This is a genomic window from Pseudomonas sp. ATCC PTA-122608, assembly GCF_001952855.1.
Lineage (GTDB): Bacteria > Pseudomonadota > Gammaproteobacteria > Pseudomonadales > Pseudomonadaceae > Aquipseudomonas.
Genome location: NZ_LPNO01000002.1, coordinates 36,982 through 56,751, shown reverse-complemented (window position 1 = coordinate 56,751; position 19,770 = coordinate 36,982). Strand labels below are relative to the sequence as shown.

General features: G+C 61.8%; 19 protein-coding genes and 1 tRNA gene. 17 read left to right on the top strand and 3 right to left on the bottom strand.

Annotated elements, in window-relative coordinates:
• The first annotated feature begins 78 nt into the window (after positions 1 to 78).
• The 13 genes from AU074_RS02840 (at position 79) to AU074_RS02780 (ending at position 12,536) form a co-directional block, all read left to right on the top strand.
• The gene (locus AU074_RS02840; RefSeq protein WP_076013407.1) at positions 79 to 438 is read left to right on the top strand and encodes a response regulator; all 360 of its coding nucleotides are present in this window, start codon (positions 79 to 81) and stop codon (positions 436 to 438) included.
• Positions 439 to 672: 234 nt separating this feature from the next.
• On the top strand, positions 673 to 1,464 hold the full coding sequence (locus tag AU074_RS02835) for a hypothetical protein (protein ID WP_076013406.1): 792 nt from the start codon (positions 673 to 675) through the stop codon (positions 1,462 to 1,464).
• A 9-nt stretch (positions 1,465 to 1,473) separates the two neighbouring features.
• A complete protein-coding gene (locus AU074_RS02830; RefSeq protein WP_076013405.1) occupies positions 1,474 to 2,913 on the top strand; it encodes a DUF1254 domain-containing protein in 1,440 nt (479 codons plus the stop codon).
• Between the two features lie 12 nt (positions 2,914 to 2,925).
• Positions 2,926 to 4,326 carry a DUF1254 domain-containing protein gene (locus AU074_RS02825; protein ID WP_076013404.1) on the top strand — a complete coding sequence of 467 codons (1,401 nt, stop codon included), beginning with the start codon at positions 2,926 to 2,928 and terminating at the stop codon, positions 4,324 to 4,326.
• Between the two features lie 58 nt (positions 4,327 to 4,384).
• The gene (locus AU074_RS02820; RefSeq protein ID WP_076013403.1) at positions 4,385 to 5,290 is read left to right on the top strand and encodes a transporter; all 906 of its coding nucleotides are present in this window, start codon (positions 4,385 to 4,387) and stop codon (positions 5,288 to 5,290) included.
• Positions 5,287 to 6,324, top strand: a complete 1,038-nt coding sequence (locus AU074_RS02815) for a transporter (RefSeq protein ID WP_143503526.1) — start codon at positions 5,287 to 5,289, stop codon at positions 6,322 to 6,324. The genes AU074_RS02820 and AU074_RS02815 overlap by 4 nt, the downstream gene beginning before the upstream one ends.
• Positions 6,325 to 6,336: 12 nt before the next feature.
• Complete coding sequence (locus AU074_RS02810; RefSeq protein ID WP_076013401.1) at positions 6,337 to 7,089, top strand: DUF2092 domain-containing protein; 753 nt, start codon at positions 6,337 to 6,339, stop codon at positions 7,087 to 7,089.
• Positions 7,086 to 7,667, top strand: coding sequence for a hypothetical protein (locus AU074_RS34020; RefSeq protein ID WP_076013400.1), 582 nt, complete (start codon positions 7,086 to 7,088; stop codon positions 7,665 to 7,667). Before AU074_RS02810 ends, AU074_RS34020 begins: the two co-directional genes overlap by 4 nt.
• A gap of 24 nt (positions 7,668 to 7,691) precedes the next feature.
• Positions 7,692 to 8,666 (top strand): MoxR family ATPase, encoded by a 975-nt coding sequence (locus tag AU074_RS02800; RefSeq protein WP_076013399.1) that lies wholly within the window; start codon positions 7,692 to 7,694, stop codon positions 8,664 to 8,666.
• Positions 8,663 to 9,598 carry a DUF58 domain-containing protein gene (locus AU074_RS02795; protein WP_076013398.1) on the top strand — a complete coding sequence of 312 codons (936 nt, stop codon included), beginning with the start codon at positions 8,663 to 8,665 and terminating at the stop codon, positions 9,596 to 9,598. Before AU074_RS02800 ends, AU074_RS02795 begins: the two co-directional genes overlap by 4 nt.
• Positions 9,595 to 10,062: a DUF4381 domain-containing protein gene (locus AU074_RS02790; RefSeq protein ID WP_076013397.1), complete on the top strand. Its 468-nt coding sequence runs from the start codon at positions 9,595 to 9,597 to the stop codon at positions 10,060 to 10,062. The genes AU074_RS02795 and AU074_RS02790 overlap by 4 nt, the downstream gene beginning before the upstream one ends.
• Positions 10,049 to 11,056 carry a VWA domain-containing protein gene (locus AU074_RS02785; RefSeq protein WP_076013396.1) on the top strand — a complete coding sequence of 336 codons (1,008 nt, stop codon included), beginning with the start codon at positions 10,049 to 10,051 and terminating at the stop codon, positions 11,054 to 11,056. The genes AU074_RS02790 and AU074_RS02785 overlap by 14 nt, the downstream gene beginning before the upstream one ends.
• A complete protein-coding gene (locus AU074_RS02780; protein WP_076013395.1) occupies positions 11,037 to 12,536 on the top strand; it encodes a VWA domain-containing protein in 1,500 nt (499 codons plus the stop codon). The genes AU074_RS02785 and AU074_RS02780 overlap by 20 nt, the downstream gene beginning before the upstream one ends.
• Here AU074_RS02780 and AU074_RS34015 read toward each other — a convergent pair.
• Both AU074_RS34015 and AU074_RS34010 read right to left on the bottom strand, forming a co-directional pair.
• Positions 12,518 to 12,907 carry a hypothetical protein gene (locus tag AU074_RS34015; RefSeq protein ID WP_159442622.1) on the bottom strand — a complete coding sequence of 130 codons (390 nt, stop codon included), beginning with the start codon at positions 12,905 to 12,907 and terminating at the stop codon, positions 12,518 to 12,520. The genes AU074_RS02780 and AU074_RS34015 overlap by 19 nt on opposite strands.
• 25 nt (positions 12,908 to 12,932) lie before the next feature.
• Positions 12,933 to 13,026 (bottom strand) — tRNA-OTHER (locus AU074_RS34010).
• Between AU074_RS34010 and AU074_RS34005 the strand changes: the two genes are divergently transcribed.
• The 4 genes from AU074_RS34005 (at position 12,983) to AU074_RS02760 (ending at position 18,957) form a co-directional block, all read left to right on the top strand.
• Positions 12,983 to 13,582: a BatD family protein gene (locus AU074_RS34005; RefSeq protein ID WP_159442621.1), complete on the top strand. Its 600-nt coding sequence runs from the start codon at positions 12,983 to 12,985 to the stop codon at positions 13,580 to 13,582. The genes AU074_RS34010 and AU074_RS34005 overlap by 44 nt on opposite strands.
• A complete protein-coding gene (locus AU074_RS02770; RefSeq protein ID WP_076013393.1) occupies positions 13,579 to 14,580 on the top strand; it encodes an HAD family phosphatase in 1,002 nt (333 codons plus the stop codon). The genes AU074_RS34005 and AU074_RS02770 overlap by 4 nt, the downstream gene beginning before the upstream one ends.
• A gap of 76 nt (positions 14,581 to 14,656) precedes the next feature.
• Entirely contained in the window at positions 14,657 to 16,243 is a 1,587-nt protein-coding gene (locus AU074_RS02765; protein ID WP_076013392.1) for an arylsulfatase, read from the top strand.
• Positions 16,244 to 16,464: 221 nt separating this feature from the next.
• On the top strand, positions 16,465 to 18,957 hold the full coding sequence (locus AU074_RS02760; protein WP_076013391.1) for a fused MFS/spermidine synthase: 2,493 nt from the start codon (positions 16,465 to 16,467) through the stop codon (positions 18,955 to 18,957).
• Positions 18,958 to 19,002: 45 nt separating this feature from the next.
• On the opposite strand, the gene AU074_RS02755 is transcribed toward AU074_RS02760, so the two are convergent.
• A complete protein-coding gene (locus AU074_RS02755) occupies positions 19,003 to 19,671 on the bottom strand; it encodes a DUF3313 domain-containing protein (protein WP_076013390.1) in 669 nt (222 codons plus the stop codon).
• Positions 19,672 to 19,770 lie beyond the last annotated feature (99 nt).

The window sequence follows — 19,770 nt, the reverse complement described above, 5'->3', positions numbered from 1 at the left end:
GAGATTGACGCGACTCATTAGAGGATGGTCTTTCGACTGATCAAGACCTGCACCCTCCACTTCTCGGGAACCCTCACTATGTCCGCCTCTGCCTCCACCATCCTAGTAGTCGAAGACGACGCCATCGTGCGCATGCTGATCGTCGATGTCCTCGAAGAGCTGGAGTTCCAGGTACTTGAAGCGGCAGACGCTGAAAGCGCCCTGGACATCATCAAAGACGCCGGAAAAACCATCGACCTGATGATGACCGACCACGGCCTGCCGGGTATGAGCGGCGTGGAACTGGCCGCCAAGGCCCGTGAGCTGAGACCTGTCCTGCCGATTCTGTTTGCCAGTGGTTACGCCGAGAATATCAATGTGCCGGTTGGCACCCAGGTGATTGCCAAACCGTTCTCGATTGATCAGTTGCGTGACAAAGTCAAATCAATGCTCCTCTGATCCCCTCCCCCTCAATGCCGTTGCACAGCAGCGGCGTTTGAGGCAATTTGCCATTATTCATAGCGTCCGTGATGCCGCCCTCAACAAACAACTAATTCTTTCGATTGACTAGCGAGTCTTAAATTTACTGCTAGCTTCAAACGACATGTCCTACACGTAATAGTGAATAAGGACAGCCCCCTAGCCTTCACAAACGCGCTATCGGGAACATCACCAGGGAATTGGGGAGTGGTCATGCTTAAGTCATCGTATATTCCGGCAGTTGTGCTGGTGGCTTCAGTGTTGCCCGCAATTTCGGCCCAGGCCGACAACGTCGACACCGCCAACAAGAGTAACAACCCGTTGAACCTCGCACCGGGTGCAAACCTGCAGGACTATTACACCCCGAAGTTATTCGACACTAACGCCCACACCAACGACATGCTGCTGCGCGGCACGCTGCCCGTTGCGCCCTCGGACTTCATCGGGGTGCCCCAGCTGTTGCGCGCGACATTGCCCATCAGCACCCGCCCCGATCCCCACAGCGGCTACACCACAGGGATCGGCGACTTGAACCTGTTCGATATTTTCCTGCTCAAGACCGACGGCGTGCAGTTGGGCATCGGCCCGCAAATCACCGCGCCTACCGCCGAGCACGATGAACTGGGCACCGGCAAGTGGCAGGCCGGCTTGGCGGCGGTGGCCATCGATGCCTCGCCCCGCGGCCTGCTCGGCGCTCTGGTTCAATACCAAAGCTCCTTCGCCGGCGACAGCGATCGCGCCCATGTGGAAAGTGCCACTTTCCAGCCGTTCATCATCCATAACCTGCCCAAGGGCTGGTACCTGCGCTCCACCGGCACCTGGACGTTTGACCTGAAAAACGACACCCATTACATCCCTATCGGTTTCGGTGCCGGCAAGGCCTGGAAATCCGGCAGCAATATCCTCAACGCCTATATCGAACCGCAGTGGACGGTTGCCCGCAAAGGCGATGGCCTGCCGCAGTTCACCCTGTTTGCCGGGATCAACGTCACATTTGGGAAATAAGGACATTTTATGCACGCTCTGCTTCGGAGTGCCGGTTTAAGCCTGTTGGCCCTGACCGCCAGCGCGCACGCGCTGGATACGCGCATCGACCCAATCACGATGGAAGGTGAGCTGCCGGCCCACAGCGAAATCGCCAAGCTGTACGGCGAACTGGATTTCCAGCAGGCCACCCAAAGTTATCTGTGGGCCTTGCCGCTGGTGTCATACGCCCAATGGCAGGACGAATTCAGCACCAAGCTGGGCGCCCGCAGTGGCGACCTGATGGTGCTGACCACCTATGAAGACAAACTCGGCGTGATCACCGCCAACGCAACCACGCCTTATATCCTCGGTTTCGTCGACCTCAACGAAACCGGGCCATTGGTAATTGAGCTGCCGCCGGGGCCAACGGCCGGCGGGATCGGTGATTTCTGGCAACGAGCAATCATCGACATGGGCCAGACCGGCCCCGACCAAGGTAAAGGCGGCAAGTACCTGGTGTTGCCACCAGGCCAGGAACCCCCGGCCGATGCAGGCAAATACTACCTCGCCAAGTCGGAAACCATGAACATACTGGTAGGCTTTCGCGTACTCGACCCAGACCCGGCAAAAGGCAAGGCCTTGGTCGAGCAGTTCAAGATGTACCCCTACGCCCAGCGCGCCAATCCCGGCAAGACCCGTTTGCTGTCCCCCGGCGGCAAACCCTGGTCCGGCACCCAGCCGCGTGGCATGGCCTACTGGCAGCGACTGCACGGGATTATCCAGAAAGAGCCGGTCAACGAACGCGACCGTTTCTACATGGCCATGCTGTCCAGCCTGGGCATCGAGAAGGACAAACCCTTCAACCCTAACGAACACCAGCGCCAAGCCCTGGAGCAAGGCGTGCAAATGGGTGAATTGATCGCCAAGGCCAACGCCTTCGCCAAGCGTTTCCCCCAGGCGCAGTACTGGAAAGACCGGCAATGGGACACCGTGCTCAACATCACCGAGCCGTCCCAGCGCGTGGCCTATTACGACCAGCTGTGGGAACGCAGCGCCTGGTTCTACGAAGCGGTGACCAACACCAAAGGCATGGTTTCCAAGACATCGGGCCTGGGCCAGACTTACCTCGGCGCCTACACCGACAACAAGGGCCAATGGCTCGACGGCAGCAAGTCCTACACCCTGCACATCGGCGCCAACCCACCGGCCAAACAGTTCTGGTCGATGACCGTGTATGACATAGACAGCCGCTGCCTGATCGACAACCCGCAGCGCAAGGCCGACCTGTCGTCACGCCAGGATTTGAAGAAAAATGCCGACGGTTCGATAGATCTTTACTTCGGACCTCACGCGCCAAAAGACTTCGAGAGCAACTGGGTGCAAACTCTGCCCGGCAAACACTGGTTCAGCTATTTCCGACTGTATGCGCCTACCGAGGCCTACTTCGATAAGAGCTGGAAACTCGACGACATCCGACTGATTCAGTAAGGACGCAACAACATGATTCGAACACCGACGCGCCTGCTGTTGGCGAGCCTCTCGATTCTCATGAGTACCGGCGCCTGGGCCGATTTCACCGCCACGCCGAGTGAAGCCCGGGCCATCGCCAAGGAGGCTTACCTGTATGGCTTCCCGGTGGTGGAGATGTACAAGACCCTCTACACCCAGGCCGTTGACAAGACCGGGCCGAACTTCAAGGCGCCGTTCAACCATATCGGCAACACCGCGCAAGTGTTCACGCCCAAGGACACTGCGTTCATTACACCGAATTCGGACACGCCCTACTCCTTTGTCTGGCTGGACCTGCGCGCCGAGCCGGTAGTACTGACCCTGCCGAAGATCGAAGACAACCGCTACTACTCGGTGCAGTTGATCGACCTCTACACCCAGAACTTCGGCTACCTGGGCACCCGCAGCACCGGCAACAACGGCGGCCACTACATGATCGCCGGCCCTGACTGGAAAGGTCAGCAGCCCCCCAATGTCGACCGCGTGGTGTACAGCGAAAGCAACATCGCCTACGCCCTGTACCGCACCCAATTGTTCGATGACAAGGACCTCGCCAAGGTCAAGCAGATCCAGGGCGGCTACAAGGTCCAGACCCTCAGCAACTATGTGAACCAGCCGAAACCGATCAAGCCGCCGAAAATCGCCTGGCCCAAGCCAACCCCCAACATGAGCGACAGCGTGCACCTGTTCCGCTACCTGAACTTCATGCTGGGCTATGCGGCGCCTCAGGACAGTGAAAAAGAGGTGCTCGCGCGTTTTGCCAAGATCGGCGTCGAGGCCGGCAAACCGTTTGACCTCAAGGCCCTGACGGTTGAACAACGCAAGGCCCTGGAAGACGGGATTGCTGATGGCAAGGCTGAGTTTGCAGCGTTCAAGAAGGACAAGATCGACACTCACCAAGTGGCCAGTGGCGATTTCTTCGGCTCGCGAGACCATCTGAACAACAATTATCTGTATCGCTACGTGGGCGCCAACCTGGGGATCTTCGGCAACTCGACGGATGAGGCCGCCTACCTGAGCTACTTCGTCGACAGCGAAGGCAAACCGGCCAACGGCGCGCGCCACAGTTACACCGTGCACTTCGCCAAGGACCAGTTGCCACCGGCGGATGCGTTCTGGTCGCTGACCATGTACGACGCCAAGACCAAGCTGCTGGTGCCGAACCTGAAGAAGCGCTACCTGCTCAACTCGCGGATGTTGCCCAACTTCAAGCTCGACGCCGATGGCGGCCTGACGCTGCTGGTGGCGCACCACGAGCCACCGAAAGCCGAACAAAGCAACTGGCTGCCCGCACCGCCCGGCCCGTTCTATGCCGTATTGCGCATTTACCTGCCCAAGCCCGAAGTGGGCAATGGCCAATGGAAGCTGCCACCGCTCACACCGATCAAATAACGCCTGATCAAGTAGCACCGCTGCACCCTGACATCAGGCATTTACAAGGAGTAGAGCCATGGTTTCACGTAGTCAACTGAGTGCGTTTACCGCCGCCACACTGGCACTGATGCCAGGGATAGGGTTTGCCGACAATGCCAGGGATTGGCAAAACTCCCCGACGGACCTGAACATGGTGTTCGGCTACTACAATCGGGTCGACACCAACACCCCGATCGACACGACATTGCCAATCAACGGCCTGTCGTTGGACGCCGACCTCTATCTGTTCCGTTACGCCCGTTCATTCGGCATCGACGGGCGCAACAGCGCCATCCAGTTTATCCAGCCTTACGCCGACGTTTCGGCGTCGTTCGACAACGCCCAGTTTTTCAGCGGTACCAAGCGCAACGGTGGTATGGGCGACACGCAGATTGTGTTCGCCCATAACATCTTTGGTGGCCCGGCACTGACCGCCGAGGAGTTCGCCAGCTGGAAACCCGAGACGTTCCTCACCGGCGCGCTGTGGGTGACCATGCCCACCGGTGATTACGATAAAGACCGCATCATCAACATCGGCTCCAACCGCTGGGTGTTCAAGCCCGAACTGGGCTTCGGCACCCCGATTGGCCCGACCTGGCTGGAGATCAACACCTACGTGTCGCTGTTCGGCGACAACAAGGACTACCACGGCGACAGCAAGCTGGAACAAAAGCCGCTGTACGCCATCGAGGGTCACTACAGCTACACCATCAACCGCGCGCTCTGGGTTTCACTGGACGCCACCTACAACCGCGGCGGCGAAAGCAAGATCGATGGCGACTGGCAAGACAACAAACAGGAAAACGGCCTGCTGGGCGCCAGCCTGGGTTTTATGTTGTCACCCCAGTTTGGCGGCCTGATCGCCTATAACGACACGGTCTCCGAGCGCACCGGCTCACCCGACGTGAACACCTGGACCTTCCGCCTGCAGTATGTCTGGTGAACAGCGTGCGCTGTGCCGCCCTGTGTGCAGGTTTGTTCAGCAGTGTTGGCGTATCTGCCGCCAATCTGCCGGACCTGGGCACCCGCGCCAGCCCGGTCGCCAAGGCCGATGCCGAGACCTGCCACCGCCTGCAACAAGACTTTGATATCGACCTCAAGCAAGTGGTCAAGGCCGGCTGCGAGCCCTCGACCGAGCAGATCGCCAAGCTGATGGACAACCCGGTGGGCAACCTGGTGCTGCTGTTCAACCAGTTCGACTACAGCGCGCTCAAGGGGCCCCACAGCAACGGCACTCGCTACCTGGGCAAATACAGCTTCATGCCCACCTTCCCGATTTCCCTCGGTGAAGACTGGAACCTGATCAACCGCCTGCCCATCAGCTACGTCAGCGCACCGATCAATCAGAAGGCCGGCGGCCTGGCTGGCATGAGTCCTTCTGGTGTGCTGACCGACCGGGATTTCCCGTCGGTGGTCAACGATCCTTTCGACCGCACCTCGGGGTTTGGCGACCTGGCTTATGTGGGCGTGTTCTCGCCCAAGCAACCGATCCGCTTTGCCAATGGCGGGAAAATGGTTTGGGGCTTCGGTCCGACGGCGATGTTCCCCACCGCTGAAAAAGACGTGCTGGGCACCGGCAAGTATTCCCTGGGCCCGGCATTCGTCGCCGCCTACCTCGGAGAAGACTGGACCCTGGGAGTGTTCCCCCAGCACTGGTGGTCGGTGGGCGGTGATGCCCGGCGCAAAGACGTCAGCCTGACCAATATCCAGTACTTCATCCAGCGCAACATTCCCGGCCCCAGCCAGTGGCGGGTGGGCATGACGCCCAACGTCACCGTCAACTGGAAAGCCGAAGGCGGCAACAAGGTCAACTTCCCTATCGGCCTCGGTGCCGGACGGATTGTGTACTTCGGCAAGCTACCGGTGCGCATTTCCGGTGAGGTGCAGTACTCGGTGATCCACGCCGACGACCTGATCAGCAGCCGCTGGAATTTCCGCCTGTCGTTTATCCCGGTAATCCCGACTTTCATGCTTTGAACGAGGTGCGCCATGCGCAGTTTTCATTGCACACGCGTTTTGTTGATCGGCCTGATATTCAGCGCCAGCACCACGGCCTGGGCCGATGAACTCGAACCCAAGGCCCTGACCGCCCTGGAACAGATGGGCGGTTACCTGCGCAGCCTGCAGCAGTTCCGCATCGACGCCCACAGCCACACTGACCAGGTGCTGGATAACGGCCAGACCATCGAATTCAGCCACCAGACCCGCCTCGCGGCGATGCAGCCAGACAAGCTGCAAGTCTCGGTGGAAAGCGACGGTGAGCGCCGCAGCCTGTTCTACAACGGCAAAAGCTTCACCCTCTACGACAGTCGCAGCGGCTACTTCGCCAACCAGGCTGCGCCGGCCAATATCGGCGGGTTGCTTGATCAGTTGAGCGAACGTTACGGCATCGAGTTGCCGCTGGCCGACCTGTTCCGCTGGAACCCCGGCACCGCCAAGGAGGTGGGCATCAGCAACGCCGTGCTGATCGGCAGCGAAACCATCGACGGCCAGACCTGCACCCACTACGCCTACCGCCAGCCGGACATCGACTGGCAGTTGTGGATTCGCCAAGGCTCGCAGCCGCTGCCCTGCCGACTGGTGATCAGCCGTCGCGACACCGCCGAACACCCAAGGCACAGCGTCAACTACTTGTGGCAACTCAACAGCTCGCCCAAGCCTGCCGACTTTGAGTTCACCCCACCGGCCGGCGCCCGCGCGGTGCCCCTGCAACAGTTGGAGCCTCAGGGAGAACAGCCATGAAAAGCACAGCGGCGGTGCTGACCGCGAGTTTGCTGCTGACGCTGTTCGATCCGGTTACCGCCCAAGCCTGGCAACTGCGAGGCGGCGGTGGTGCACGGACGTTTGTGGTGCCCCATGGTGGCGGTGGTGGTTACCGTCCTCCTATGCCGGCGCCGCACCCCATGCCCGCACCCCGTCCGATGCCACCACACCCGGAGCCGCACCCGCAGCCCCATCCTCAGCCAGGGCCGCACCCCGAGCCTGGTCCGCATCCGTATCCAGGGCCACAACCTGGCCCTCATCCCTATCCGGGACCCGGACCACAACCGGGGCCGCATCCGTACCCGATGCCGCCTCCTCCACCACCGCCTCCGCCGCCCCACGGAGATGACTGGTACCACCCGTGGGCTACCGCCGCCGTCATCGGCGCGACCACGGCGACCATCCTCGCGATCGGGACACGCGTCACCACGGTGCCCGTGGATTGCGTCTCGGTGATCGCCAATGGCGTGGCCTACCAACATTGCGGGCCCACGTGGTACCAGCCGCAATACGTCGGCAGTACCGTGCAGTACATCGTGGTTGCCGCACCCTGGTGACCCACTGTTTCAAGGAAGATTGTGATGACAGCGCTCAACGATTTAACTGCCCTGCAAGCCAGCATTGCCGAAAGCGTGCTGGGCCAGGACCAGGTGATTCGGCAGATGCTCATCGGCCTGCTGGCCAACGGTCACTTGCTGCTGGAAAGCTTGCCGGGGCTGGCGAAGACTCGCACGGTCAAGGCCCTGGCCCGGCACCTGGATGCGAAGATGAGCCGTATCCAGTTCACTCCCGACCTGCTGCCCTCGGACATCACCGGCGCCGAGGTGCTGCACCAGGTGGACGGCCAGAACCAGATCCGCTTCCAGCCAGGCCCTCTGTTCGGCAACCTGATCCTTGCGGACGAAATCAACCGCGCCCCGGCCAAGGTCCAGGCGGCCTTGCTCGAAGCCATGGAAGAGCGCCAGATCACCGTGGCCGGCGCCAGCCATCCGCTGCCCGAGCTGTTTATTGTGGTCGCCACCCAGAACCCCATCGAACAGGAAGGCACTTACCCACTGCCTGAAGCGCAGATGGACCGATTCCTGATGAAAGTCCTGCTGGATTACCCCAGTGCCGAAAACGAAAGCCAGGTGCTGCGCCTTCTGCGTGAAGAAGAGCAGCATGCAGCCACGGCGGCCACCCAGGGCTTCAGCCTCGCCCCCGAGGTGATCTTCGCTGCCCGCAAGGAAGTCAGCGCGATCCAGGTGTCCCCCGCGATCGACCGCTACCTGATCGACCTGATCAACGCCACCCGCCATCCCGGCGACTACGACGCCGACCTGGCGCGTTGGATCAGCCTTGGCGCCAGTCCCCGTGGGGGCATCGGCCTGGACCGCGCAGCCCGTGCCGATGCCTGGTTGCAGGGTCAGACCTTTGTGACCCCGGACAACGTGCGCACCGTGGCGCATCCGGTACTGCGTCATCGCCTGCAATTGAGCTACGACGCGGTGGCCGATGGTGTCAGCGCCGACCAGGTGCTGGACCGCCTGCTGGACAAAGTGGCGATCCCGGCATGAGCACCGACGGCCTGGTCTATGTGTCCCTGGGGCAGTTGATGGCCCTGCAGTTCCAGGCCCGCGGCCTGAGCTTTGTCGCGCGCCAGCCCCAGGGCAGCATTCTCGCCGGCAACCATGCCTCGCGACTTCGCGGGCGCGGCCTGAACTTCGACGAACTGCGCCGCTATCAGCCCGGCGATGATCTACGCCACCTGGACTGGCGCGCTTCCCTGCGCACCGGCAAACCGGTGATCCGCACCTTTACCGAAGAGCGCGACCGCCCGGCGCTGATTGTGGTCGACCAACGCATGTCGATGTTCTTCGGCTCGGTGCGCAGCTTCAAATCTGCCGTCGCCGCCGAGTTGGGTGCGCTGGCCGCGTGGATGGTGTTCAACGCCGGCGACCGGGTCGGCGGGGTGGTGTTCAACGATGAGCGTATCGACAGCGTGGCGCCGTTGCGCAGCCGCAAGCGCGTCGAAATTCTGTGCAGCCGGATCGTCGAACAAAACGCCGCGCTGAATGCGAGTAATCCGGACCATGAAGCTGACGGCCAGCTCGACAAGGTGCTGCAACAATGCCTGGCGCTGGCCGGGCATGACCACCTGATCTGCATTGTCAGTGACTTCGCCGGGGCCGGTGATCGCACTCTGCAATTGATGCGGCAACTGTCGGCCCACAACGATGTGATCGCCCTGCAAGTCTATGACCCGCTGGCACTGAACGTGCCCGACAGCGGGCATTTGATGGTTACCCAAGGTCAACTACAGGTCGAGCTGGCCGTACAGAAACGCCAGGTGCGCCAGCCCTTGGGCGACTTTCTTGGCGGACGGCTCAAGGACGTCGCCAGTCTGCTGCGCCGCAGCCAAGTGCCTTTGTTGATGGTCAGCACGGCGCTGCCCGCAGTTGACCAGCTGCGTGATGAACTGGGCCGGCGCAATGGAGCGCGGCGATGAACCCCAATGTGCCGAGTATCGAGCAACTCAAGGAGTTGGGCCTCCCTGCGCCGGTCAGCTATTGGCCACAGAGCTGGGGTTGGTGGGCGCTGCTGGGGTCACTCGCGATTGCCTTGCTGGTGCTGGGCATCCGCGCCTGGCTGCGCTGGCGGCGCAATGCCTATCGCCGCGAAGCCTTGGCGCGCCTCAACGCGCTGGAAGACCTGCGCGAATTGCCCGAATTGCTCAAGCGTGTGGCGCTGTCGATGCCGCTTGCGCCGGAGGAGCGCCAGCGCGTGCCAACCTTGAGTGGCGCCGACTGGCAGGCGTTCCTGCTGCGCCATGCCAAGGCCCCGCTGCCGGAGGACTTCAGCCACCAACTGGCAAGCCTTGCGTATGGTTCGGTGAATGTTTCCAGCGCGCAACGCGAACAGCTGTTGGCCCAGTGCAAAGCCTGGGTGGAGCATCACCATGTGGCAGCTTGATTATTCCTGGCTGCTGCTTTTGCTGCCGCTGCCGTGGCTGGCCTACCGTTACCTGCCGGAATACCGTGAAGCCCGCAGCGCCGTGCGCGTGCCGTTTTTCGCCAGCCTCAGCCGGGCCGTGGGCCAGACGCCGAAGGCAAGCGGCATTCGCAGCAACCGCCTGCAACTGCTGCTCAACCTGCTGGTGTGGGCATTGTTGGTACTGGCCATTGCCCGCCCGGTGTGGATCGAAAAACCCATCGAGCGCCAACAGCCGGTGCGGGACTTGATGCTGGCCATCGACATCTCACAGTCCATGGAAACCCAGGACTTTACCGACACCAACGGCCAGAAGATCAACCGCCTGGCCGCCGTCAAACAGGTGGTGCATGGCTTTATCCAGCGCCGCAAGGACGACCGTATCGGCCTGATCCTGTTTGGCAGCGGCGCCTATCCCCAGGCGCCATTGACCCTGGACCACGCCAGCCTGTCGCTGCTGCTGGATGACAGCGGCATCGGCATGGCCGGGCCCAACACCGCGATTGGCGATGCCATTGGCCTGAGCCTGAAGCTGCTGGACCAGGCCCATGAACAAGAGAAAGTGCTGATCCTGCTCACCGACGGCAACGACACCAGCAGTGCGATCCCGCCCGACCATGCGGCGTCCATGGCAGCGGCCAAGGGCGTGGTGATTCATACCATCGGCATTGGCGACCCGGGCGCTTCAGGTGAGTCAAAGGTCAACCTGAGCGCGCTGCAACAGATTGCCGAAGCCACCGGCGGGCGGTATTTCCGGGCGGAGAACCGCGACACCCTGGACCAGGTCTACGCCACCCTCGACCAGATCACCCCGCATCAGGTGAAAACCCTCAGCCACCAGCCCAAGCGTGATCTGTTCTGGATGCCACTGACGGCCGCCATCGGCCTGCTCGCGCTGTATCACCTGATCGCCGCGTTGTGGCCGCACTTGGGACTGCGCCATCGGGAGGTCCGCGATGGAGTTCAACCTCAGTGACTTCCACTTCCTGCGCCCGGTCTGGCTACTGCTTGGGTTGCTTGGCCTGTTGCTGCCACTGTTGTGGCGCCGCAGCAAGGACCTGCAACGACGCTTGAGGGGCAATATCGCCCCGCACTTGTTGCCGCATTTACTGCTGACCCCGACCGACCCTCATCGCCTGCGGCCGGTGCATCTGGTCAGCGCCTTGCTGATTCTCGGCGCACTGGCCAGTGCCGGGCCCACTTGGGAACAGGACCGGCCCGACTTCCTGGAGAATCGCGCGCCGCTGATCATCGCCCTCGACCTGTCGCCGTCGATGGACACCGCTGACGTGCCGCCTACCCGCCTGCAAGCCACCAAGCACAAATTGCAGGACCTGGTACAGCGTCGCCAGGGCGCGCGTACTGGGTTGATCGTGTATGCCGGCAGCGCGCATCTGGTATTGCCACCAACGGACGACCCGGCATTGCTCGACAGTTTTATCCAGGCCCTGGCCACCGACCTGATCAGCAAGCCCGGGCGGGATGTCGCCGGAGTGATCGACCAGGCCAAGCGTTTGCTGGCGGCCGAAAAAGCCCCTGGCACGCTGTTGCTGGTCACCGACGGCGTCGATCCGGCACAGCTGCCACAGCTCAAACAACACTTGGCGGACAGCCCGCTGCAGGTGCTGGTACTGGCGGTCGGCGTGAACTTCGATGCCGGCGCCTTGAAGCAACTGGCGTCGGCCACTGATGCGCCACTGGGTAGCCTGACCCTCAACGATTACGACCTGGACTGGGTCGAACTCCATGCCCAACAGCACTTCCAGAATGCCGACGAACAACAGCGCAACCTGCAATGGAAAGATGCCGGTTACTGGCTGTGCTGGCCGCTGTTGCTGTTGGCGTTTTTCAGTGTGCGCCGGGGCTGGAGCCTGAACTGGATGGCGGTGCTGCTGCTGGGGGTATTCCTGCAACCCGCGCCCGCCGAAGCCAACGCGCTGACCGACGCGTTCTTCACTCGCGATCAACAAGGCCGCTGGGCTTTCGAACACCATCACTACCCCGCCGCTGCCGCGCTGTTTGTCGACCCGTATTGGAAAGGCATTGCCGCCTACAACGCTGCCGATTACGACCTGGCCCTGGCGACCTTTGCCCAACTCGACACCGCACAGGCCGCGTTCTACCGCGGCAATATCCACGTGCGTCGCTTCAAGTTCGACGATGCCATTGCCGCCTACCAGCAGGCATTGCAGCTACAGCCACAATTCCCCGAAGCCAGCGCCAACCTGGCACTCGCCCTGGCGCTGAAGAAAGACACGGAGAACGCCTCGGATAACGCCCCCGAGGTGAAGCCCGATGCGGTCAAGTTCGACAAGACGGCCGGCAAGGGCAAGAGCAAGGCGATCCAGACGGAGCAGGCAAGCAACGATGCGCTGTGGTTGCAGAATCTGACGACGTCACCGGCGAACTTCTTGCGCCGCAAGTTCAGCCTCCAGGATCAGGGAGCCCAGCCATGAGCCGGCTCTGCTGGCTGTTGCTGCTGATCGCAGGCCCGCTGTGGGCGGCCGAACCGCAATTGAGGGTGCAGGCGCAACTGGTGCCTGGCAACAACGTGGTAGTGGGCGAGCAACTGCAATTGCAGGTCGATGTATTGACCGACAGTTGGTTCACCGCCGCCGCCAGCCTGCCGCCGCTGCAACTGCCCGGCGCACGGGTGCAGGCGCCGGACAGTGAGTCCGAGCACGTGAACCAGGTGATCGAGGGCAAGACCTTCTACGGCATGCGTTACCGCTACCGCATCACGCCCGCCGTGGCCCAGACCTTCAATATTCCGCCGCTGACTGTGCAGGCCCAGCCCGGGCAGGCCAGCGCGCCTCTGAGTGCGCAAACAGCACCGCTGTACTTCCAGGCCACCCAACCGCCGGGATTTGAACCCGGGGAAACGGTATTGGTGGCTGATGGTTTGCGCCTGACCCAGACCGTCACCACCACACCGCTCAAGGTCGGTGACACCCTCACCCGCACGCTCACCCTGCAAGCCGACAACACCCCCGGCCTGTCCTTGCCGCCGCCCGACCAGGCACAGGTAAAAGGCCTGCGCCGTTATCCGCAGTCGCCGGTCATCAGCAACCTGGATGATGGACGCGGCAACATCAGCGGCGGCCAACGCATCGACCGGCAGGTGTACCGCGTCGAGCAAGCCGGTCGCTACCAACTGCCGGCTATCGTCGTGAAATGGTGGGACAGCCGCAACCATCGGCTGCAAGTGACGCGTGTGCCGCAAGTTACCGTCGAGGCACAAGCAGCGAGCGCCTACACGCCGACGTTTTCCATCGCCGAAGACCTCAAGCAACTCGGCCAGCACAGCCGCTGGCAGTTGTCGCAACACGGGTTGGCTTGGGGCGCTGCGTTGGTGTTGTTGGTGGTGGCCACGTACCTCGCACATGGCATATGGCCACGAATTCCGCCGCTGTGGCGACGTGGTTGCGGGGCATTGCGCTGGTGGTTTCGTCGACTACGCTTGCTACCACTGAACCCCCGTCGCGAAAAGGATTTCCCATGACGTCCCTCCGTTCCGTCTTGCCCCTTCTGCTGCTGTTGAGCTTGCCGGCCCTGGCCGCCGATCCGCTGCCCTCGTGGAACGAAGGGCCGAGCAAAAAGCACATCATCGAGTTCGTCCAGGCCGTCACCACGGAAGGCTCCATGGACTTTGTAAAACCCGCTGAACGCATCGCTGTATTCGATAACGACGGCACACTGTGGACCGAACAGCCGGCCTACTTCGAGGTGCTGTTTGCCTTCGACGAAATCAAGCGCCTGGCCCCCCAGCATCCCGACTGGAAAACCACCCAGCCATTCAAGGCTGTGCTCGAAAATGATCACCAGGCCCTGGCCCAAAGCGGCATGGAAGGCCTGCTGAAAATCATCGGCGCGACTCATACCGGCATCAGCACCGACGCCTTTATCGATAACGCCAAAACCTGGCTCGCCCAGGCCCGTCACCCGAAGACCGGCAAGCCCTACACCGAGATGATCTACCAGCCGATGCTGGAGATGCTCGACTACCTGCGCAGCCAGCAATTCAAGACCTACATCGTTTCCGGCGGGGATACCGCGTTCATGCGCGCCTTCGCCGAGGTGGTGTATGGCGTGCCACCGGAACAGGTGATCGGCTCCAACTTCGTCACCGCGTTCCAGATCAAGGACGGTGCTCCGCAGGTACTGCGCACCGCCAGGCTCGCCCACAACGACGATGGCCCGGGCAAGCCGGAAAGCATCGACTCGATCATTGGCCGCCGGCCGATCCTGGCCTTCGGCAACTCCGACGGCGACCTGCAAATGCTCCAGTGGACAGCCGCAGGCTCCGGCAAACGTTTCATGGGCCTGGTGCACCACACCGACGCCAAGCGCGAGTGGGCCTATGACCGCAATTCTCAGATCGGGCGCCTGGACAAGGCGCTGGACGAAGCAAAGACAAAAGGCTGGAACGTGGTGGACATGGCGACCGAGTGGAAGCGCATCTACCCTTTCGAGCCGGCTGTGCAACAGCAGGTGCAATAAGAAAAGACGTCACGATGGACTGTAATAAACGTTGGTCGCAAGCAACGCGACTCAAGCCGAGAAAGGAGCAAGTCATATGACTCGCATACGCAAGTGGCTGCCGAAACTCGCCCTGGTGGCGGTATCGGTGATGGGGGTCTCGGCTTCAGCCTGGGCCGCCGAAAAGCCGAATATCCTTGTGATATTCGGTGATGACATTGGGCAAACTAACATCAGCGCCTATTCCATGGGCGTGGTGGGTTACAAAACCCCGAATATCGACCGCATCGCCAAGGAAGGCATGCTGTTCACCGACTACTACGCGGAGAACAGCTGCACCGCCGGGCGCTCATCCTTTATCACAGGCCAGACGCCGTTGCGCACTGGCTTGTCCAAGGTGGGTATCCCCGGCGCGCCGGTGGGTCTGCAAAAACGCGATATCACCATCGCCCAGGCGCTTAAAGGGCTGGGCTATTCCACCGGGCAATTCGGCAAGAACCACCTGGGTGACCGGGATGAATACTTGCCCACCAACCATGGCTTCGATGAGTTCTTCGGCAACCTGTACCACCTCAACGCCGAAGAAGAGCCGGAACGCCCGTACTGGCCCAAGGATGATGCCGAGTTCGTCAAGGCCAACACCCCACGCGGCGTGATCCACAGTTTTGCCGACGGAAAGATCGAAGACACCGGCGCGTTGACCGCCAAACGCATGGAAACCATCGACGACGAAACCACTGCCGCCGCGCAGGCGTTCATCAAGAAGCAGGCCGAAGCCAACAAGCCGTTCTTCGTGTGGATGAACACCACACGCATGCACGTGTTCACCCACGTGCGTGATTCGATGAAGGGCCAGAGCGGCATGCCCGGCAACGAGTACGCCGACGGCATGCTGGAGCACGACGCCGATGTGGGCAAACTCCTGCAAACCCTCGACGACCTGAAAATCGCCGACAACACCATCGTCGTCTACACCACCGACAACGGGCCGAACCAGTTCTCGTGGCCGGACGCGGCAACCACGCCGTTCCGCAACGAGAAAGACTCCAACTGGGAAGGTGCCTACCGGGTGCCGGCGATCATCCGCTGGCCGGGCAAGATCAAGCCTGGGGAAGTTTCCACCGAAATGGTCTCGGGCATGGACTGGTTCCCTACCCTGCTGGCCGCCGCTGGCGATGGGGACGTGAAAGACAAGCTGCTCAAGGGCTGGGCCCCGACGGCGGGTGGCACCAACTTCAAGGTGCACCTGGACGGTTACAACCAACTGCCGTACCTGACCGGCCAACAGCCCAAAGGCGCGCGTAACGAGTTCTTCTACTTCAACGACGATGGCGTGCTGGTAGCCGTGCGTTTCGACAACTGGAAAGTGGTGTTCGCCGAACAGCGCCAGCCGGGTGGTTTCCGGGTCTGGAGCGAACCGTTCGTGCAACTGCGCGTACCGAAGATCTTCAACCTGAGGATGGACCCGTATGAGCGGGCGGATGTGGTGTCTGACCAGTACTACGACTGGAGCACCAAAAACATCTACCTGGGTGCAGTGGCGGTGACTAAATCGGCGAAGTTCCTCGAGACGTTTATCGAGTACCCGCCGAGCCAGAAACCGGCCAGCTTCAGCATCGACCAGATCCGCGAAGCCGTGGACAAGAAGATTGCTGAAAAAATGAAGGCTAACCCGGCGCAATAACAAGTGCAGCACTTGCCCTCGAACTTGAGGGCTTTTCTGTGGCGAGGGGGSTTGTCCCCCSTTGGGCTGCGCAGCAGCCCCAATAAGGTGATCGCGGAGCTTCAGTCAGTTCCTCGTCGCATGCTTGGGGGCCGCTTCGCGGCCCAACGGGGGACAAGCCCCCTCGCCACAGCAAGCTCCCTCGCCACACTTTGATCGGTATTTCCATAAGGCTATCTGCAATGTCGTCACGCACCGCCAGCAAACCTGCTGCACTGGCTCATACCTCAACCACACTGATTCCCGCCCTACTCCTGTTCATCTCCGGTATGGCCGCCCTGGTGTACCAGGTGCTGTGGATCAAGCAACTGTCGTTGGTCGTCGGGGTGGAGGTGTACGCCATCACCACCGGCATCAGCGCGTTTTTTGCCGGCTTGGCGTTGGGTGGCTTGCTGTTCGGACGCTGGGCGGATCGCCTGTCGAGACCGCTGCTGCTGTATGCAATTCTCGAAATTCTCGTCGCTGTGCTCGGCGTGGGCGCGACTGTCGCCCTGAGCATGGCCGCCAGTCCGTTTGCCTGGCTGGAACAACAGGTCGGCCTGCTGGCCTGGGTCCTGCCGTTTGTACTGGTGGGCATCCCGGCGCTGTTGATGGGCGGCACCTTGCCAGTGCTGGTGCGCTCGCTGGACATCGACCCCAAGACCCTCGGCCAGGCTGGTGGCCGCTTGTACGCCGCTAACACTGCCGGGGCAATTGCCGGCACCTTGCTCACCGCCTTTGTGCTGATCGCCACCTTCGGCGTGCGTGGCAGTGCCCTGGTGGCAGCGATCCTCAACCTGCTGGCTGCCGTCGGCGCGCTGTTGTATGTGCGGCATCACACCACCACGGTAATCACCCATGCCCACGGCGCAAAACCGGCGCACCTGGCCTTGGTGCTGTACGCCATCGCCGGCGGCGTGGCTTTGGGTTACGAGGTGGTGTGGTCGCAATCCATCGTGCAGTTCATGAGCACCCGCACCTATGCGTTTGCCGTGGTGCTCGCCACTTACCTGGCGGGGCTGTTTATCGGCAGCCAGTTGATGGCACGGCGGGTCGAGCGCATCCGTGATCCATGGGGCGTGTTCGGGCTGTTGATCGCCGGTGCCGGGTTGGTGGCCTTGCTGGAAATCGCCCTGCTGGGCCGCTGGCTGGTGCTGCTGCAAACCCAGGCCGAAGCTCTGGTGCTGAGCCTGGGCGGCGCCGAACTGCCGGGCATGAGCGCACGCTTTGCGGTGGCCGCCCTGTGCATCGTGTTTGTGCCAACCCTGTTGCTCGGCGCGGCGTTTCCCCTGGCCCTGCGCTTGAGCGTGGGCAGCGAGCATGTGGGCAGGGACGTCGGCGCTGTGGTGGCGTTCAACACCCTGGGTGGGATTGTCGGGGTGATGTTGTGCGGTTTTGTGCTGATTCCCTGGCTCGGGCTGGTACGTACCTTGGGCCTGCTCGCGGTGATCGCCGGTGTCGTCGGTTATTTTGCCGTGCGCCGTGGCCACGGGGTCAAGAAAGGCCGGCGTCAGGCGGTGGTCGGCCTCGGCTTGCTGTCACTGGCGGTGGCACTGCTGACCCCGGTGGATCGCCTGGCCAAGCTGCTGCCCGGGGCACGTAATGCGAGCCTGGCGTTTTATCAGGAAGGTCGTGGCGCCACTGTCGCTGTGGTCAGCCAGGGCCAGGGTGCCCGCAGCTTTCAGCGTCTGTATATCCAGGGTGTGTCCAACACCGGCGACGCCATGCCGTCTCTGCGCTATATGCGAATCCAGGCGCTGCTGCCGCTGCTGATCCATAACGGTGAACCCCGTTCTGCACTGGTAATCGGCTTTGGCACCGGGATTACCGCCGGGGCGTTGCTGCGTTATCCCGGGCTGGAACACCGGGTGGTCGCCGAGTTGCTGCCATCGGTGATCCAGGCGGCGCCGTTGTTCAAGGGCAACTTCAATGCCGCCAGTGATCCGGGCGTCGACGTGCGCCTGCGGGACGGTCGCCAGGAGTTGCTGCGCAACCCGCAGGCGTACGACCTGATCACCCTCGAACCACCACCGCCGTCGGCGGCTGGCGTGGTCAACCTGTATTCCCGCGACTTCTATCAACTGGCCGCCCGGCGCCTGGAGAAAAACGGCCTGCTGGCCCAATGGCTACCGCTGCCGACGCAAAACATCGAAGACTCGCAGTCACTGGTACGCAGCTTCCTCGACGTGTTCCCGTACGCGACCCTGTGGACCAGCGAGTTCCATGAAATGCTGCTGGTGGGTTCCATGGAGCCCATCACGCTGGATGCCACGGTGATTCGCCAGCGCTTTGAGCAACCGACCGTCAGCAGCGCCCTGGGGGACGTGGGCATCGATTCGGCGGCAACCCTGCTCGCCACCTGGGTCACCGATCGCCAGGGCCTGGAGCGTTTTGCAGGCAATGCGTTGCCAGTCACCGATGACCAACCGCGTATCGAATATGCACCTTGGGTGCGCAGTAAAGAGATCGCCCGGGTGCTCCCGGTACTCCTGGATTTGCGGGTGCCGGCACCGTTACTGAATGCAGACCCGGCGTTCACGCGGACCTTGGCCAGCGAACAACAACGCCTGATGCAGTTCTATCGCGCCAGCCTGCATGCCTATACCGGCGACCGCACCGCCTGGGGCCGGGATATCCAGGCGGTGTTGCAACAAGACAGCACCAACCCTTATTACCGCTGGTTTATTGGCCAGTAGTTGAGCGCCCAGTTGGCCCGGGGGGCGAACCCCGGGCGCAGTGCATCAGCGTTTGAGCTTCAGATACGACTGATGCAGGTCCGAAGCCCAGCCGTCGATCACGCTTTTCACGTCATCGGCTTTCATCACCTGGGAGTCGTTCGACAACGGCTTGCCGGTGCCCTTACGCACGACCTGAGCAATCACCTTGCCGCTGTCGCCATCAAGGAATTGGGCTTCGGTGCCCAGGGTGGTTTCCTGGTCACGAATCCCGGTGCCGGTGCTGACCGCAGCGGCCACCAGGGCGACGGGTATGTACTCATACGGTTTGAGGCTTTCGGTCTTGCTGCTGACTGCCGTGATAGCCGCCCGTACCACGATCACGCCCGGGCCAGGCCCGTTGGCCAGGGGCAGCGATTTTTCCAGCTCGCGTTTGAGCGCCTGGTTGTAGTAGGTGTTGATGCCCTGCAAGGTGCTCTCAGGAATCTTGGTGGTGGCTTGTGGCTTGGGGAAGAACTGGGTGGGTTCGATGTACACCGCGGTATAGCGGCTCAGGTTCAGGTTGGGGTCGACCCAGCGCATCACTTCCGCCCCCGACGGCGACTTGGCCTCCTTCAGTTGGCTGTAGTCGGAGAGGAAGCCGGAGTATTCGTCCGGCTGCGTGACCTTGCTGGAACACCCCACCACCCCGATCGAGGCAATGCACACCGTGCCGATCATTAATCCTAGCTTCATCGTCGAACTCCATGGCTGTCATCGAAGGAACACTGAGCTGTAGGTATAGCCAACTCTGGGAAAATAACCCGGCAGACGTTGCAGGTTGTGGGGTATTTC